The sequence below is a fragment of the Neptunomonas japonica JAMM 1380 genome, from assembly GCF_016592555.1.
Taxonomy (GTDB): domain Bacteria; phylum Pseudomonadota; class Gammaproteobacteria; order Pseudomonadales; family Balneatricaceae; genus Neptunomonas; species Neptunomonas japonica_A.
Window position 1 is genome coordinate 775,534 of sequence record NZ_AP014546.1, and the last position, 15,570, is coordinate 791,103.

Annotated in this window: 12 protein-coding genes; 11 read left to right on the top strand and 1 reads right to left on the bottom strand. The window is 43.9% G+C overall.

Annotation, left to right across the window (positions count from 1 at the left end):
• The first annotated feature begins 19 nt into the window (after nt 1-19).
• The 4 genes from NEJAP_RS03540 to flgL all read left to right on the top strand — a co-directional run bounded on the left by NEJAP_RS03540 (nt 20) and on the right by flgL (nt 5,608).
• Nucleotides 20-1,114 carry a flagellar basal body P-ring protein FlgI gene (locus NEJAP_RS03540; RefSeq protein WP_236591050.1) on the top strand — a complete coding sequence of 365 codons (1,095 nt, stop codon included), beginning with the start codon at nt 20-22 and terminating at the stop codon, nt 1,112-1,114.
• A 1-nt stretch (nt 1,115) separates the two neighbouring features.
• Nucleotides 1,116-2,180 (top strand): flagellar assembly peptidoglycan hydrolase FlgJ, encoded by a 1,065-nt coding sequence (gene flgJ, locus NEJAP_RS03545; protein WP_201349326.1) that lies wholly within the window; start codon nt 1,116-1,118, stop codon nt 2,178-2,180.
• Between the two features lie 71 nt (nt 2,181-2,251).
• Nucleotides 2,252-4,318 (top strand): flagellar hook-associated protein FlgK, encoded by a 2,067-nt coding sequence (gene flgK, locus NEJAP_RS03550; RefSeq protein WP_201349327.1) that lies wholly within the window; start codon nt 2,252-2,254, stop codon nt 4,316-4,318.
• 15 nt (nt 4,319-4,333) lie between these two features.
• A complete protein-coding gene (flgL, locus tag NEJAP_RS03555; RefSeq protein WP_201349328.1) occupies nt 4,334-5,608 on the top strand; it encodes a flagellar hook-associated protein FlgL in 1,275 nt (424 codons plus the stop codon).
• A gap of 76 nt (nt 5,609-5,684) precedes the next feature.
• Here flgL and fliT read toward each other — a convergent pair whose 3' ends face one another.
• Complete coding sequence (gene fliT / locus NEJAP_RS03560) at nt 5,685-5,990, bottom strand: flagellar protein FliT (protein WP_201349329.1); 306 nt, start codon at nt 5,988-5,990, stop codon at nt 5,685-5,687.
• A 224-nt stretch (nt 5,991-6,214) separates the two neighbouring features.
• On the opposite strand from fliT, the gene NEJAP_RS03565 reads away from it, so the two are divergent.
• The 7 genes from NEJAP_RS03565 (at nt 6,215) to NEJAP_RS03595 (ending at nt 15,392) form a co-directional block, all read left to right on the top strand.
• Nucleotides 6,215-8,209 carry a flagellin gene (locus NEJAP_RS03565; RefSeq protein WP_201349330.1) on the top strand — a complete coding sequence of 665 codons (1,995 nt, stop codon included), beginning with the start codon at nt 6,215-6,217 and terminating at the stop codon, nt 8,207-8,209.
• A gap of 112 nt (nt 8,210-8,321) precedes the next feature.
• Nucleotides 8,322-8,705, top strand: coding sequence for a flagellar protein FlaG (locus tag NEJAP_RS03570; protein ID WP_201349331.1), 384 nt, complete (start codon nt 8,322-8,324; stop codon nt 8,703-8,705).
• Nucleotides 8,706-8,737: 32 nt separating this feature from the next.
• Nucleotides 8,738-10,768 (top strand): flagellar filament capping protein FliD, encoded by a 2,031-nt coding sequence (fliD, locus tag NEJAP_RS03575; protein WP_201349332.1) that lies wholly within the window; start codon nt 8,738-8,740, stop codon nt 10,766-10,768.
• 37 nt (nt 10,769-10,805) lie between these two features.
• A complete protein-coding gene (gene fliS / locus NEJAP_RS03580; protein ID WP_201349333.1) occupies nt 10,806-11,195 on the top strand; it encodes a flagellar export chaperone FliS in 390 nt (129 codons plus the stop codon).
• A 200-nt stretch (nt 11,196-11,395) separates the two neighbouring features.
• Entirely contained in the window at nt 11,396-12,889 is a 1,494-nt protein-coding gene (locus NEJAP_RS03585) for a sigma-54 dependent transcriptional regulator (RefSeq protein WP_201349334.1), read from the top strand.
• Nucleotides 12,886-13,968: a sensor histidine kinase gene (locus NEJAP_RS03590; RefSeq protein WP_201349335.1), complete on the top strand. Its 1,083-nt coding sequence runs from the start codon at nt 12,886-12,888 to the stop codon at nt 13,966-13,968. Before NEJAP_RS03585 ends, NEJAP_RS03590 begins: the two co-directional genes overlap by 4 nt.
• A gap of 47 nt (nt 13,969-14,015) precedes the next feature.
• Nucleotides 14,016-15,392 carry a sigma-54-dependent transcriptional regulator gene (locus NEJAP_RS03595; protein ID WP_201349336.1) on the top strand — a complete coding sequence of 459 codons (1,377 nt, stop codon included), beginning with the start codon at nt 14,016-14,018 and terminating at the stop codon, nt 15,390-15,392.
• Nucleotides 15,393-15,570: the final 178 nt, after the last annotated feature.

A 15,570-nucleotide genomic window follows, 5' to 3' on the forward strand; every position in this document is an offset into this window, starting at 1 on the left:
CTGGAACATGGTGAATAGTATGTTTAGTAAAGTGTTATCTGTATTGCTGCTTGGGCTGGTGTTTTCATCTGGTGCACTAGCAGAACGCATTAAAGATATCAGTTCAGTTGCAGGTGTTCGTAACAACCAGCTAGTAGGTTATGGTTTGGTCGTGGGGCTTGATGGTACAGGGGATAAAGCCAGTTTTACATCGCAGACCTTTAGAAATATGCTAAATAATTTTGGTGTAGCTATTCCTGCTACCGTTAACCCAAAATCTAAAAATATTGCAGCGGTTGCTATTCATGCTGAACTGCCTCCGTTCTCCAAACCCGGTCAAACAATTGACCTTACCGTATCCTCTATTGGTGATTCAAAGAGCCTGCGCGGTGGTAGCTTATTGTTGGCTCCTTTAAAAGGTGCTGACGGTCAGATTTATGCAATGGCTCAAGGTAATCTTGTTGTATCGGGGTTTGGTGCAGAGGGGCGTGATGGTTCCCGTTTGTCTTTGAATATACCTAGCGTAGGGCGTATACCTAATGGGGCAACAGTAGAGCGCACTGTACCTAATGCCTTTGCACATGGTGATAGTTTAACGCTAAATCTTAATCATCCGGACTTTACGACATCGCGTCGAGTGTCTGAGGAAATAAACGGTTTGTTGGGCACTAATACTGCCGCGGCGATTGATGCGACTTCTATTCGCGTGAGGGCGCCTAGGGATGCTTCACAGCGTGTCTCGTTTATTTCTGTTCTAGAAAATTTAGAAATCACACCGGCAAAAGAGATTGCCAAAGTAATTATTAATTCGCGCACTGGTACCATCGTAATTGGCCAGGATGTCAGAGTGTCTCCTGTTGCTATCACCCACGGTGGTTTAACGGTGGCAATTACTGAGAACTTCGATGTGAATCAGCCAAATGCATTAGCGGGTGGCGATACAGTCATTACGCCTCGTACAGGTATTGAGGTCGATGAAGGTTCGGGGCATATGTTTGAGTTTTCACCAGGAACATCACTGCAAGAGATTATAGAAGCAGTAAACCAGGTTGGTGCGGCGCCGGGTGATTTAATGGCCATTCTTGAAGCTTTAAAGCAGGCCGGTGCTCTTAAAGCTGAACTGATAGTGATCTGATATGGCTATTAACAACGATCCAAATCATAACCCTCAGTTTTATGCTGATATGAACAGTTTGCAAAAGCTGAAGCATCAGGCAAAAACTGATACACCTGAGGCGCTAAAGCAGGTTGCTGAGCAGTTTGAGCAGATGTTTCTTAGCATGGTAATGAAGAGCATGCGTGAGGCTAATGCATCTTTCGGCGAAGATAATCCATTTAGCAGTGGTGATGTACGTTTTTATCAGGGGATGCTGGATAACCAGATGACTCAAGAAATGTCTCAGGGTAAGGGAATTGGTTTGGCGGATGTGTTAGCAAGGCAGTTAAGCCACCAGTTAAATGTGCGAATGGATGATGACGATGATAATAAGGCGCGCCCTGTATCGGAGTCTGAGCGTTTATTAAATCGTGCTTTTGATCAAGGGGCCAGTGCTGCGGCGTCAGCGTTATTAGGCCAAAATTTTGTGCGAACTAATGATAAAACAGAAGCTCCGCCATCTATTACACCTATTAATGAAACCATCGATGCGTTACTTGCAGCGAGTGAAAATAAGTTGAATAACGCAAAAGCCGCTGTTGCCTTGCCTGCAAATTTTGAATCGCCTGAAGAGTTTGTCTCCTCGCTGTTGCCTTTAGCTGAAGGAGTTGCCGCTGAATTAGGCGTTGACCCAAAAGTGCTGCTTGCTCAAGCCGCATTAGAAACAGGCTGGGGGAAGCACATAATTAAGGATGGTGCAGGTGAAAGTAGCAATAATCTATTCAATATTAAAGCAGATAAACGCTGGGATGGAGATCGAGCTCAGGTCAACACACTAGAATATCGTGACGGTTTGGCTCAACAAGAGAAGGCTCAGTTTCGCTCTTACGATTCATACGAGCAAAGCTTTCGAGATTATGCTGATTTCTTGAAAAGCAACCCTCGCTACCAGCAAGCGTTGGAATCTGTGGCTAGCCCTCGTCAATATTTACAGCAGCTACAAGCGGCTGGCTATGCCACAGACCCCGCCTATGCAGACAAAATAACCACGATTTTTGAAAACCGAATTTTAGCGATGGAATTAAACACACCTAAAGAAGGTTGATGTTTGGCCGCTATAAAAAAGATAAATATGGGTTTGTATTGCTGGTAAGGCACTAAGCTCAGGAGGTAATGATGTCTAGTTTCAATTTGCTAAATTTAGGTAATCAGGCGCTTAGGTCTAATCAGGCGGCGTTGTCGACGGTTGGACAAAATATATCCAATGTAAATACACCTGGGTATAGCCGTCAGATTGCTAATTTTTCCACACTGCCAGATCAGACCGGCGTGCAGGTTGATTCTATTGATCGTATCACTAATAAATTTCTGGCTCAGCAGTTGTGGTCAGATTTGTCCTCTTATAATCAGACGTCGACCTATGCAAACATGTCTGGCGAGTTAGATAACCTCCTAGCGACCGAAACAACCAGTGTCTCTAATGCGTTGGATCAGTATTTCAGTGCAGTGCAAAATGTAGTAGATGACCCTGTTTCAATTCCTAACAGAGAGCTGTTTGTTGCACAATCAGATGCGCTTGTTAAACGCTTTAATGATTTAGATGCACATATCAATCGCCAAAGCACCACCATTAACAGTGTAATTGATGACTTGGCTAGCCAGATTAACTCACTGGCTACAAGCATCGCTGAAACCAATACCAGTATTCGTATAGCTACCTCATCCGGTAATTCTGCTAATGAACTGAAAGACCAACGAGAAGAGCTAACGAACCAGTTATCTGAGCTTGTGGGTATTAAAGTCATAGAGCAAGGCGAGCAGTTTAGTGTTTTTATCGGTAACGGACAGCCTTTGGTAGTAGGTGTTGCTGCCAGTCAGATACAGTCGGTGCAAGGTGATCCAGATAGCTCTCAGAATGAACTGGCAATTGTCGTTTCAGGTAACAAAGTTACCGTTTCAGATGAATTGAGCGGTGGCCGAATTGGAGGGTTACTCCAGTACCGGGAAGAAGCACTAAATGACGCGCGTGATGAGCTGGGTCGGATCGCAATTGGCTTTTCAGAAAGTATGAATACACTGCATCGTGCAGGTATGGATCTTGATAACCAGTTGGGCGCCGATATATTCAGTGATGTAAATAGCAGCGCTTTGCAAAGCAGCCGCCTTACTGCCAAGTCAGATAACCAGTCAAAGTTTAGTGGTGGCAGTGGTGTTGAAATCAAAGATATATCCAAGCTGCAAGCGTCTGATTACGAGCTGACATACGATAGTGATAATAGTATTACCTTGGTTCGAAATAGTGATGGCAAGCAAATCCGAGTTAATCAGATGGCGGCGGTTACACCTGACGATCCTTTGTTAACGACGGCTGATCCTGGGTATAAACAAGCGGCAGTTGCAGCCGTTGATGAAGAAGGCGAGTTTTTCCTTGGCTCAGATGGAAAGACATTGTCTTTCCAAGTTGATGGTATGAAAGTTACCCTTAACACGGATACTCGATTTGCTAAAGGAGATACCTATCTTATTCAGCCGGTGCGCACAGGTGCAGAAGACCTATCACTGAAACTTAACGATGCGAGAAAACTTGCGCTAGCATCTCCTGTTAGGGTAACAGCAGACAGTGATAATAATGGTTCAGGTGTTGCTACAGTGGCTGTGACTGATCCAGAGAAGTTACGCTTGTCTAATAGCAGTGAACTGACACCGCCTGTGTCGATAGTCTTTAATGCGCCAGCTCCCCCGACGGTTGCTGACCCCACGCCAAAAATGACGTACACCGTTTACGATGTGAGTGATCCATCCGACCCCCAAGCCTTGAGTACCAGTGAATATGAGGAGGGGGCAACGATAGCGCTCAATGGTTACAGTGTCGAAATAGGTAATGAGCCGCAAGCAGGTGATCGTTTTAGTTTCACTTTTAATCACAATGGCGTATCTGATAACCGTAATGCGTTGGGGTTATCTAATTTGCAGCAAGAAAGTAACTTGAATGGTGGTAATTACCAAGACCTCTACAGTAGTTTGGTCGAGCGTGTTGGTACGCGTACGGCAACATCACGTATTACAGTAGAAGCAAACAAGGCGGTGTTGGACTCAACCAGCAGTGCAAAATCCAGTGTGTCGGGGGTTAACCTTGATGAAGAAGCAGCCAAGTTGGTACAGTTTCAGCAAGCGTATCAAGCATCTGCACAACTGATAAAAACATCACAAACACTATTCGACACCTTGTTGAGTAGTATTTAAGAAGGAGGTTGAGTTATGCGTATTTCAACCCAGCAACAGTATTTTAAATCGATAGACCAGATGCAGAACTCGCAATCTAAACTGGCAGACTTGCAGAACCAGATATCGACGGGCAAAAAACTGCAAACTCCTTCTGATGATCCAGTAGCGGCAGCGCAGGTGGTTAAGCTAGAGCGCGAATTGGCGCAGTATGAGAAGTACGACGATAATATTAATGTCACCCAGCGTCGTTTGGAATTAGAAGATTCCATATTGGATGATATTAATATAGCCACAGATAGAATGCGTGAGATAACCCTTCAAGCGGGTAATGGAACACTCAATGATCAGGGGCGTGAAGCCGTAGCCAATGAATTGAAACAGCTATCAGGTTATGTCGCAGGCTTGATGAATACCAAAGATTCTCAAGGAGAGTATCTTTTTGCCGGTAGCCGAGGGGCAACAACGCCGTATGTATTAGAAGGCGATAGGTATGAATATAAAGGTGATGATGGGCAGCGCCAAATTCAAGTAGGGGCAGCGCTGTATATGCCTTCAAACGATTCAGGTAACTACCTTTTTGAAGCCGTAGATGATGAGTTGAGTGTTGCGTTATCAGGCGCTTCTGTTGCAAGTAACAGTGCCTTTGTTGATAGCGCTACGTTTGCAAACGAAACAGAAGAAGAAAGGTTTACTGCTGCTGCACAAATGGCCGGTTGGGGTGATTTGACAGTGAGAACAACAGAGACGGCTCCACTACCCTCTGGAGTGTTTACCTTTGATGTGTTGGATAGTGGTGGAAACGCAGTTAAAGATCAGTTCGATAATGTGGTTACAGGCAACTTTTCAACCAACCCTGTTAGCGTAAATGTACATGGGATGGATATAGTTATCCATGAACCGACAGCAGCTGAATCTGGAGATATTGTATTAACAGTATCGTCTGAAAAGAAAAATATTTTAGATGTGGCTATGGATCTTGCTGATGTATTAGCTGAACCGGTTCTCTCTGATGAAGATCGCACTGTGTTGAATGAGGCAGTGGCTAAGGGGATTGATCAATTTAAACAAGTTGCTGAACGCAATATCGAAGCAAGAACAACGTTAGGCTCGCGCCTCGGAACATTGGAGCAGATTAGTGGCTCTAATTTGGACTTTGAATTGTTTACTAAAAGTGCGTTATCGCGCCTTGAGGATGCTGATTTGGCATCGGTGATCAGCCAGTTTAAGTTGCAAGAGGTCACTTTGGAGGCGTCGCAGGCAACGTTTGGCCGAATATCATCATTGTCTTTATTTAATTACATCAACTGAGTGTAGTTGCGCCATCTTATATATTAGGTGCTAACTACTTGCGGGTTTTATTTATGTAATATGACACAGAGGCTTATCAGGTTGACTGATAAGCTTTTGTCATTTTTGCCCCTTTGCTCGCTTGTTTTCGCTCGTTTGCTAATGCCTGAATCTGCGCTGTTATTTTAGGCATCATCAAGGCGTCAATTTTTTGTATTTCCATTACCAAACGTTCTATATCGCGTGAGCTGCTTTCGTCTTTAGGTGCGTTAAGAAGCTCTGCCTGCTGTATTAATTTAGCTCTGTTGAGCTGTAACTGCTCAACTTTTTGCCACTCTTCTTGTAAAGATAATTCGCTTATTTCTATTGTTATATCAAGCACTTGCTGTATTTTTTTGAGCATTATTAATCCCTCGTTCTTTTGTACTAAAGCATACATTGCACAGGCCGCTATATAAAGTATTCGAACCATAATGCAGTTGTAGAAGAAATTGAAAATAAACTCTAAAGCAGTAGCCATATTGGTCGATAACTTAAACATAGCCGGTGTGATGCAGATCCTTTTCAACAGCATCCAACGGAAATGTACACTAAAAGCCAGTCAGATCTGGTGAAGGAGAAGCTCTTATGTCTATGGTAATCAATTCCAACATTATGTCACTTACAGCTCAGCGTAACTTGACACTATCTCAGAATGATCAGAACTCAGCGATGGAACGTTTGACCAGTGGTAAACGTATCAACTCCGCTTCTGATGATGCTGCAGGTTTGGCTATCTCTAACCGAATGACTTCTCAGATCCAGGGTCTGAATCAGGCTGTACGTAACGCTAACGATGGTGCGTCATTGATCCAAACAGCGGAAGGTGCGCTGGAAGAATCTACCAACATCCTGCAACGTATGCGTGAACTGTCTATCCAGTCTGGTAACGGAACTTACTCAAGTGGTGACCGTTCTAAAATGAATGCTGAGGTTAAGCAGCTGGTATCTGAGCTGGATCGTATCTCTGAAACTACCAGCTTTAACGGTCAGAACGTACTAGACGGCACGTTAGGTACGGTTTCATTGCAAGTAGGTTCTGAAGCGAACCAGACGATTGAAATGAAAATCGGTGCAATGGACTCTAAATCGCTTGGTATGGGCTCTACTAGTGCTGATGTGCTAAGTGGCAATATCACTAAAGCAAACATTGATATAGCGAATAACTCTGTAACCATTAATGGCCAGTCTGTAATGGCTATTGGTGAAACTTACGATGGTGCTGCTGCTGGCGAAGCGGGTAACTTGGGCAATCTTGTAGATGCAGTTAATACTAACGTTCGTGGTGTTACTGCTTCAACATATGCAGAAGTAACCGCTACTACTGCAGGCGATGGTTTGCTGGTTGAAGGAACTGATGTCTTTACTGCTACATTGACGAAGTTGGACGGTACTACTGCTGCCATTAGTGTGACGGGTACCGAGAATATGGACGACTTGGTTTCAAAATTGAATGAGCAAGGTGGTGGGTTGATCTCTGCTTCTGTTACAGATGATGGTGAGTTGAGTATTAGTGCAGAAAATGTTGCATCAATAGCTATTGCCGATCTTGGTGGTGCTGCTGGTACCATGACTGCGACTACAGAAGCCTCTATTTCACTAACTTCTGATGATGGTGGTGATATTGTTGTAGAGCGTGGTTCTGCTGGTACATCTGCTGATTTAACCGCACTTGGTTTTCGTGAAAATAACGTGGCTGGCGTAATTGAAGGGGCAGCAGGTACTGGTGCAACTTTAGCGGCAGGCGATGTTACTATTAATGGTACTAAAGTTGGTGCTGGTGAAGGTGGCTCTTTGGCTGATACATTATCTGCAATCAATAAAGTGAGTGATGATACGGGCGTCACGGCTACAGCTTTTACATCAGTTGAAATTGATGTGGGTGTTAAAACGGGTGCTCATACAGCAGCTAACTTCCATATGAATGGTGTGATTATTAACAGTGGTGCTGACCTTGATGCACTCGTTACAAATATGAATGCTAAAACAGACGAGACAGGTGTTACCGCTACGCTTTCTGGCAATCAGCTGCGCTTAGAAGGTGATGTAGGCGCTATTACATTTGGTACTGCTGCAGGTCTTTCTGATAGTGGTGCTGCCTTAGCCGCTGCACTTGATGGGGGTGGTACAGTTACTGCAGCAGATGGCGTAGGTGGTGTTAAGCTTACATCCGATAGCGGAGCGCCAATCAGCGTTGATGTAAACACTAATGGTGCAAATGCTACAGGCTTGTTAGATGCTAATACTACAGCTAACGGTAAGTTTGGAGCAGCAGTTAACAGCATTGATATCTCAACGGCTGCTGGTGCGCAAAAAGCGATCGGTGTTATCGATAATGCACTGGAAACTATTAACTCGACTCGTGGTGATATGGGTGCGATCAGCAACCGTCTAGACTTTACTGTAAATAACCTGTCAAGTGTTGCCGAAAACGCATCAGCCGCTCGTTCACGAATTGAAGATGCTGACTTTGCAGTTGAATCAGCTAACTTGAGTCGTGCACAGGTACTACAGCAGGCGGGTACTGCCATGTTGGCTCAGGCTAATGCTGCACCTCAGCAGGTACTGTCACTGCTACAGTAATAAAGCAGTAACGGTAAATAGGTTAGTGAGTTAATAACCCGCTAAATAGAATCCCTCACCACCGTTGGTGGGGGATTTGTGTTTTCAGCTCCGCGGGTTTAGGAGGTGTGAAATGTCAGTAGAATCAATGAATGCTAGCAATGTTGCTGCGAGTACGCAGGTAGCGCAGCAGCCAGCAGCACAGCAAACAAGTAGATCTGGCGAAACAGAAGCTGTTAACCAAGCAGCGTTGTCGCAGTCGGAAGCATCAGAAAAACCATCACAAAAAATGACCGCAGATGAAGTGCAGGTAGTTGTTGATAAGCTCAATGAGTTTATGCAAAACGACCAGCGTAATCTTAATTTTAGTATCGATAAAGATACGGAAGATATGGTTGTGAAGGTGATGGATACTGAAACTCAGGAAGTGATTCGTCAGTTCCCTTCGGAAGAAACCATCAAGCTAGCGAAGCATATTGAAGGTATGTTAGGTTTAATTTTTAACGATCATGCTTAAATAAAGTTCTACATCAGTAAGAGGAGAAGGTTATGGATACCAATATTGTTTCCGCTTTGGGAGCTGGCTCCGGTATCGATACCAAGAGTCTGGTTAAGTCGCTGGTAGACGTAGAAAAAGTTCCTCAGCAGGAGCGTTTGGACTCTAAAAAAGAGACGATAAATGCTCAGATTTCTGCTTATGGAACATTGAAAAGTAGTTTGTCTGAATTCCAGAAAATACTCGAACCTCTCTCTGATAATGATACCTTTAATGCCCGGGCTGTCTCATTCCCTGAAACTGATGTTATTAGCCCTAATGCATTGGCTGCCAATGCGCAGGCTGGTACCTATCAAATAGAAGTACTGGAAGTAGCTCAAGCACAAGCGCTAGCCGTTAATACCGCTTTTACTGATAAAGATGAAAGTGCAAATGCGACAGGCAACCTAACTATACGTTTGGGTAACTGGACGTATGATGTGGATAATAACCCAACATCGTTCGCTGAGAATGAGGGCAAAACAGCGCTTGCATTGGAAATCGCTGCTGATGACTCAATACAAGATATAGCCGATAAGATAAACAAAGCCGAGTCAGATGTGCAGGCATCGGTCTTATTAGTTGATGGGCAATATCAGTTAATGATTTCAGCACCCTCTGGTGCTAATAATGCGTTGGAAATCACCGGCGATGATCCTAGCCTCGACATGTTCGCCTTTAATGCCGGTAGTTACGCAAGTGTTACAGAAACCCAGCAAGCCCAAGATGCTGAGTTAAAAATTAATGGTTTAACAGTCTTTCGTGAAAGCAACGAAATAAGTGACGTCATCCAGGGGTTAACCTTTGATATTAATAAGAAAAGCCCTGATGAGAAATTCACATTTTCAATCACTGAAGATAAAGCTACCGCAGAGCAGTCTGTTCGTAACTTTGTAGAGGCTTATAATGAGTTGTATGACGCAGCTAAGGCCTTAACCGGTATAAGTACGGATGCTGAAACGAATGAGTCCTCTAGGGGCGATTTAGCAACAGATAGTTTGGCCAAAAGTGTTTTGTCGCGTATCAGGCAGATGGTGAGTTCTGAAGTTCCTGGTGTGAGTGATTTTAATTCGTTATCCAATGTGGGTATTCGTACTCAATTGGACGGCAAACTTGAAATTAACGCAGAAGATTTTGATGCCGCTCTTAAGGATAACTTTGACAAACTCGGTGCCTTATTTGCACCGCAAACATCGTCTTCAACTAATGATGTGGACGTCAGTATTGGTAGCTACGCGACTAAAACGGTGTCAGGTGTTTATTCTGGATCTATTACAACAGCGCCAGCCAAAGGCTCTGTTGTAAGTGATGCAGCTTTTGTTGCATTTAATACCGCCGATACTCCCGCCGGAGATTTTACCTTTACTGTAGAAGTCGATGGGGCAACATCGGAAGAGTTAACCTTGTCAGGTGACTTTTCAACGGCAGATGAATTGCGCTCGGCATTACAAGCGTTAATAAACAATGATGATACATTAAAAGCATCAAAAGCTTTTGTCGATGTAACAGTGGAGCCGGGTGGAGAGTTGACACTGGCATCACGTCAGTATGGTAGTACATCAAAAGTGTCGATAGCGGCTAATGGTGCTGATTTTGCTACATCGACAAACCTTTCAACATCCTCAGTTTCTACCAGTGGGCGCGATGTGGCAGGTACAATTAATGGTGAAGCCGCTTTTGGGGCCGGTGAAGTTCTTCTGCCTGCAATTGATACTGATCCATACGGCCTGAACTTGAGTGTGCGTGAAGGTGCCTCAGGTGATTTCAACTTTACCTTTTCTCAAGGTTTTGCCGGTGAGCTGACTAAGCTTATCGATTCTTTTCTGTCTTCTTCAGGAACTATAAAAGCACGAGAAACTAGCCTTAATAAGGACTTGGAAGGTATTGATGTTGCGCAAGAGACTCTTGATCGGAAAATGACAAAATACGAAAGTCGACTTTCTCTACAGTTTCTGGCAATGGAGCGGATTGTTGCAAGCTTTAAAACAACAGGTGATTCATTAACAGGCATCGTTGATCGATTACCGTTTACCGCTAAAAAATAAATATCAGCTTTATAATAAATTACGCTTTGGAGTGAAAATGAGTATTAACCTGAATGCCATGAAGCAGTATCAGAGTGTGGATCTACGTTCGGCGGTTGAAACCGCTTCGCCTAAAGAGCTGATCTCCATGTTAGTAGATGGTGCTTTAACGGCAATGGCAAAAGCTAAGGGCGCGATTGAACGAAAAAATATCAGTATGCGTACGGAGCAGTTAAATAAAGCCAATGATATCATTTTGGGTTTGAAAGATTTTCTAGATCATGAGCAAGGTGGTGAGATAGCCACTAACCTCGATGCTTTATATGACTATATGGTGCGAACGCTCATGCAAGCCAATAGGAGTAACGATGAAGCTAAGGTTCAAGAAGTAATGAACCTGATGCTGCAAGTTAAATCAGGTTGGAATGCTATGGAAGTTCCTGCATAAAATGAGTGAGTTGTAGATAAACTACATATGCTCTAGGAGCGCTTTTATTAAAAATGGAAGCGCTTTTTTATTCTTTCGCCAACTATTTGGCAGTCATTTACAAAGCACTGTTTAACCCGTTCCAATTAATCCATCACATTTCTTGTTAATCTCTATTCTTCTGCTAGACTGTCAAAAAAATGACATTTTATCAGTGATTTATGAATGCACCTTCTAAAATGAATGTACTGCTGGTCGATGATGATGATAAGCGTCGACAATCTGTCAGTACTATCTTCAGCTTTCTTGGCGTTAATCATCAAATGATGACCTTCGTTGAGTGGTTTCAGAACAATCATATTAACTCTGACCTGAGCATGGCATTTATTGGGCGTTGCTTGTTACCGGTGTCGCTTGAAAAGCTAATAGCATCATTTAGGCATAAAGATGCGCAGACATCATTGTGTCTTTTAGAGCCGTGGGATGACATAGAGCAGTTAAGTGAGCGCTCTAAAGTTCAGCTGTTACGTGTGTTGGATGGCCCGTTGACTGAACATGTCTTGACAGATCTCCTGCATGAAGCACAGGTGCTCAAGGGAGGGAGTGAGGCTTTTGATCAATCTCTTTTTCCGCAGCTCATTGGTAAAAGTCAGCCCATGCAGAGCTTGAAGCAATCAATGATGCGTGTTGTTGACCGTGATGTGAATGTTATGATCACGGGGGAGTCGGGCACAGGTAAAGAGGTAATCGCTCGCAGTTTGCATGATTACTCTAAAAGAGCGCCTGGGCCATTTGTTCCTGTGAATTGTGGCGCCATTGCACCTGAATTACTAGAAAGTGAGCTTTTTGGTCACGAAAAAGGTGCATACACAGGTGCGATCAGTGCGCGTGCTGGTCGATTTGAAATGGCAGATGGCGGAACCTTGTTTTTGGATGAAATTGGCGATATGCCTTTAGCCATGCAGGTGAAGTTATTACGTGTTTTACAAGAACGATGTTTTGAGCGTGTTGGTGGCAGCAAAACCATAGAAGTCGATGTTCGTATTATTGCAGCCACACATAAAAACCTAGAAGAGATGATTCTCTCTGGTGACTTTCGTGAAGATTTATATTATCGGCTCAATGTCTACCCCATTGAAACTCCGCCGTTACGTGAAAGAAAAGATGATGTGGTGATGTTGCTACATACCTTAGCGCAGCGTGCTGAAAAGCAGGGATTGGGGCGTTTGCGTTTTCATATTTCAGCATTGGATTCGTTGCAAAGGCACCCGTGGCCGGGGAATGTGCGTGAGCTTTCTAACTTAATAGAGCGCCTTGCTATTATGCATCCTGATGGTGTTGTGGGCGTTTCAGAGCTTCCCGCTAAATGCCGTCATATTTGTGAACCAGAACCCACTCGCTATCAAGCACAAAACTCTTTGCCTTTAGTCACGGGTGAAGTGAGCCCTACTCGTTTTATGGCGAACGATAGCGAAAAAACTGATGTTGTGGATGAAACTCCCGTCTTTGCTACTGCTACCCCATCAATGGTTGTTCCTGCAGAAGGAATAGACCTTAAGCAATATATTGAGTCGATAGAGAAAGCATTAATAGCCGATGCCTTAGATAGAACAGGTTTTGTGGTAGCACGAGCTGCAGCACTGTTAATGATAAGACGAACCACTTTAGTAGAAAAAATGCGTAAGTTTGGTATTCAGCGAGTATCAGATAAATGAATGAAATAGATCGTTTGAAGCAAGAGCTCGAAAACACTAAAGCCGAGCTAGAGAGCATAAAGCGCGTACGTGATCGCGAAATGGCGCACGGTGATTTACTCGCGGTTCGAATGCGTCAATTACTTGACCTATTACCTGCAGGCGTTATTTTAATTGATAACCAAGGTCTGGTATCGGACTGCAACCCCGCTGCGGAGGATCTTTTAGGAACGCCTTTATTGGGCGAGCTTTGGATGCAAATTATTCAACGTAGTTTTGCACCTAAGAATGATGATGGTCATGAGATATCATTGAGAGATGGTCGGCGCGTTAGCCTTTTAACGAGAGCGATGAAAGATGAACCGGGGCAGTTGGTTTTATTAACGGACCAGACAGGTACTAGGCTGCTACAGTCGCGTTTGTCTCAGTACCAACGTCTCTCTGAAATGGGACGCATGATGGCATCACTTGCTCATCAAGTAAGAACGCCACTTTCAGCGGCCCTGCTTTACACTGGCCACCTTGGTGCGGAAAGTATCACTGACCAACAGCGTATTAAGTTCTCTTTAAAAGTTAAATCAAGGCTCTTGCATTTAGAGCATCAAGTGCAGGATATGTTGCTTTTTGCTAGAGGAGAAACCAAATTAGATAATCGTGTTTCCAGTGACGCCTTGTTTCAAGCGATTGATGATGTGTTGGATGTTCCACTGACACAATATGATGCAGATTGCGAACTGTCTAACAATGCCCGAGGCTACTGGCTACAGTGTAATCAGGAAACGCTTATTGGTGCTATTCTGAATCTGGTTAACAATGCATTGCAGGCAGCGGGTAATGAGTACCCTCTGCTTATAGAAGCACATATAGCAGAGCAAAATATTAACATCAGTGTGATTGATAGAGGGCCGGGCATGGACGCTAACACTGTCGCGCAAGCGTTAGAGCCATTTTTCACGACGAAGTCTCATGGGACAGGTCTTGGCCTTGCTGTCGCTCAGGTGGTTGCTAAGGCGCATCATGGTAGCTTTACGTTAGTGTCTCAGCCGGGGCAAGGTACTGTAGCGCAATTTAGCTTGCCGTTTATTAAGCAAGGCGAATAACCCATTTTTTTCATGTAGCTAGAACTTATAATAATTAGGAAGCAAAGATGTCGCTAACGGTATTGGTTGTCGAGGATGATTTTGACTTGAGAGAAGCACTAGTTGATACCCTCGAGCTTGCTGGAATAAGTGCCGTTGAGGCTGAAGATGGTGAGTCAGCTATCTTACGTTTAAAAAATAATACGATTGATATGGTGATTTCTGATGTCAATATGCCGGGCATCGATGGTCATGCTTTACTTCAGTACGTGAAACAAAACTTGCCAGCTATTCCTATGTTATTAATGACGGCATTTGGTCAAGTCGATAAAGCGGTCGATGCCATTCGTGAGGGGGCTGTTGACTATCTATTGAAACCTTTCGAACCTGATGCGCTGATCAGTATTATTAACCAATACGCAGGTGGTGTTTCTAAACAATCTGGCGAGCCAGTGGCTGAAGAAGTGTCAAGCCAGCAGTTATTGCAATTGGCACGCCGTGTTGCTGATACTGCCTCTACTGTTCTTATTACGGGTGAATCGGGTACCGGAAAAGAGGTTTTGGCTCGTTATATTCACGATCACTCGCAACGCTCGGATAAACCATTTATTGCCATTAATTGTGCAGCTATTCCGGAAAATATGCTTGAGGCTATGTTATTTGGCCATGAGAAAGGTGCTTTTACGGGGGCTGTGGCCAGCCAATCAGGAAAATTTGAGCAAGCGAATGGCGGTACATTGCTGTTAGATGAAGTTACAGAGATGGATCTGGGGTTGCAGGCAAAATTACTTCGTGTCCTTCAAGAGCAAGAGGTTGAGCGGGTAGGTGGGCGAGCTGTTATCAAGCTCGATGTTCGCGTGCTCGCAACAACAAACCGACAGCTGGAGGCTGCGGTAGCTGAAGGTAAGTTTCGAGAAGATTTGTACTATCGTTTAAATGTGTTCCCATTGCAGTGGTTGCCTTTGCGTGAACGCCGCGCTGATATTGTGCCTTTGGCGCAAGGTTTATTTGAAAAGCATTGCCAGAAGATGAAGCGCCCATCTGTTTGTTTGAGCAATGACGCTCAAGTAGCTCTGTCCCAGCATTCATGGCCAGGAAATGTTCGTGAGTTGGATAATGTTGTACAGCGAGCGCTCATTCTGCAAGCCGGTAATATTATTACTCCATCTGATCTGCATATGGTTACTGGTGCTATATCGTTGCAGGAAAACTTATCTTCTATTAATGCGGATAAGTTGGTTGTTCAGGAAGAAGATGATTCAGGAAAATTGGGTAGTGATTTGCGTCAACATGAGTTCCAGTTAATTATTGATGCATTGAAAACATCCGGTGGAAGTCGAAAGGAAGCGGCTGAACGATTAGCGATTAGTCCTAGAACATTACGATATAAGCTGGCTAAGATTCGTGAATCCGGCTTGGATTTGGATAAGTTGTTAGCAAAGTGACTCGTGTGTTTCTATCAAATTAAGTTCTTTTATATCAATGATTTATAATCTACTGAGACTATTGAATGAGTCTAAATAGACCAATGTCTAATTCAGGATTAAGCTCGTGGTTGGGTATAAATCTAGACTCTAATTCCGTATGTCGAACCCTTAGAGAATGATAATAAATGGGTAGATA

What these genes read in the sequence shown, in the direction of transcription:
- NEJAP_RS03540 (WP_236591050.1), top strand. Translation starts at nt 20, where the DNA reads ATGTTTAGTAAAGTGTTATCTGTATTGCTGCTTGGGCTGGTGTTTTCA.
- flgJ (WP_201349326.1), top strand. Translation starts at nt 1,116, where the DNA reads ATGGCTATTAACAACGATCCAAATCATAACCCTCAGTTTTATGCTGAT.
- flgK (WP_201349327.1), top strand. Translation starts at nt 2,252, where the DNA reads ATGTCTAGTTTCAATTTGCTAAATTTAGGTAATCAGGCGCTTAGGTCT.
- flgL (WP_201349328.1), top strand. Translation starts at nt 4,334, where the DNA reads ATGCGTATTTCAACCCAGCAACAGTATTTTAAATCGATAGACCAGATG.
- fliT (WP_201349329.1), bottom strand. Translation starts at nt 5,990, where the DNA reads ATGCTCAAAAAAATACAGCAAGTGCTTGATATAACAATAGAAATAAGC.
- NEJAP_RS03565 (WP_201349330.1), top strand. Translation starts at nt 6,215, where the DNA reads ATGTCTATGGTAATCAATTCCAACATTATGTCACTTACAGCTCAGCGT.
- NEJAP_RS03570 (WP_201349331.1), top strand. Translation starts at nt 8,322, where the DNA reads ATGTCAGTAGAATCAATGAATGCTAGCAATGTTGCTGCGAGTACGCAG.
- fliD (WP_201349332.1), top strand. Translation starts at nt 8,738, where the DNA reads ATGGATACCAATATTGTTTCCGCTTTGGGAGCTGGCTCCGGTATCGAT.
- fliS (WP_201349333.1), top strand. Translation starts at nt 10,806, where the DNA reads ATGAGTATTAACCTGAATGCCATGAAGCAGTATCAGAGTGTGGATCTA.
- NEJAP_RS03585 (WP_201349334.1), top strand. Translation starts at nt 11,396, where the DNA reads ATGAATGCACCTTCTAAAATGAATGTACTGCTGGTCGATGATGATGAT.
- NEJAP_RS03590 (WP_201349335.1), top strand. Translation starts at nt 12,886, where the DNA reads ATGAATGAAATAGATCGTTTGAAGCAAGAGCTCGAAAACACTAAAGCC.
- NEJAP_RS03595 (WP_201349336.1), top strand. Translation starts at nt 14,016, where the DNA reads ATGTCGCTAACGGTATTGGTTGTCGAGGATGATTTTGACTTGAGAGAA.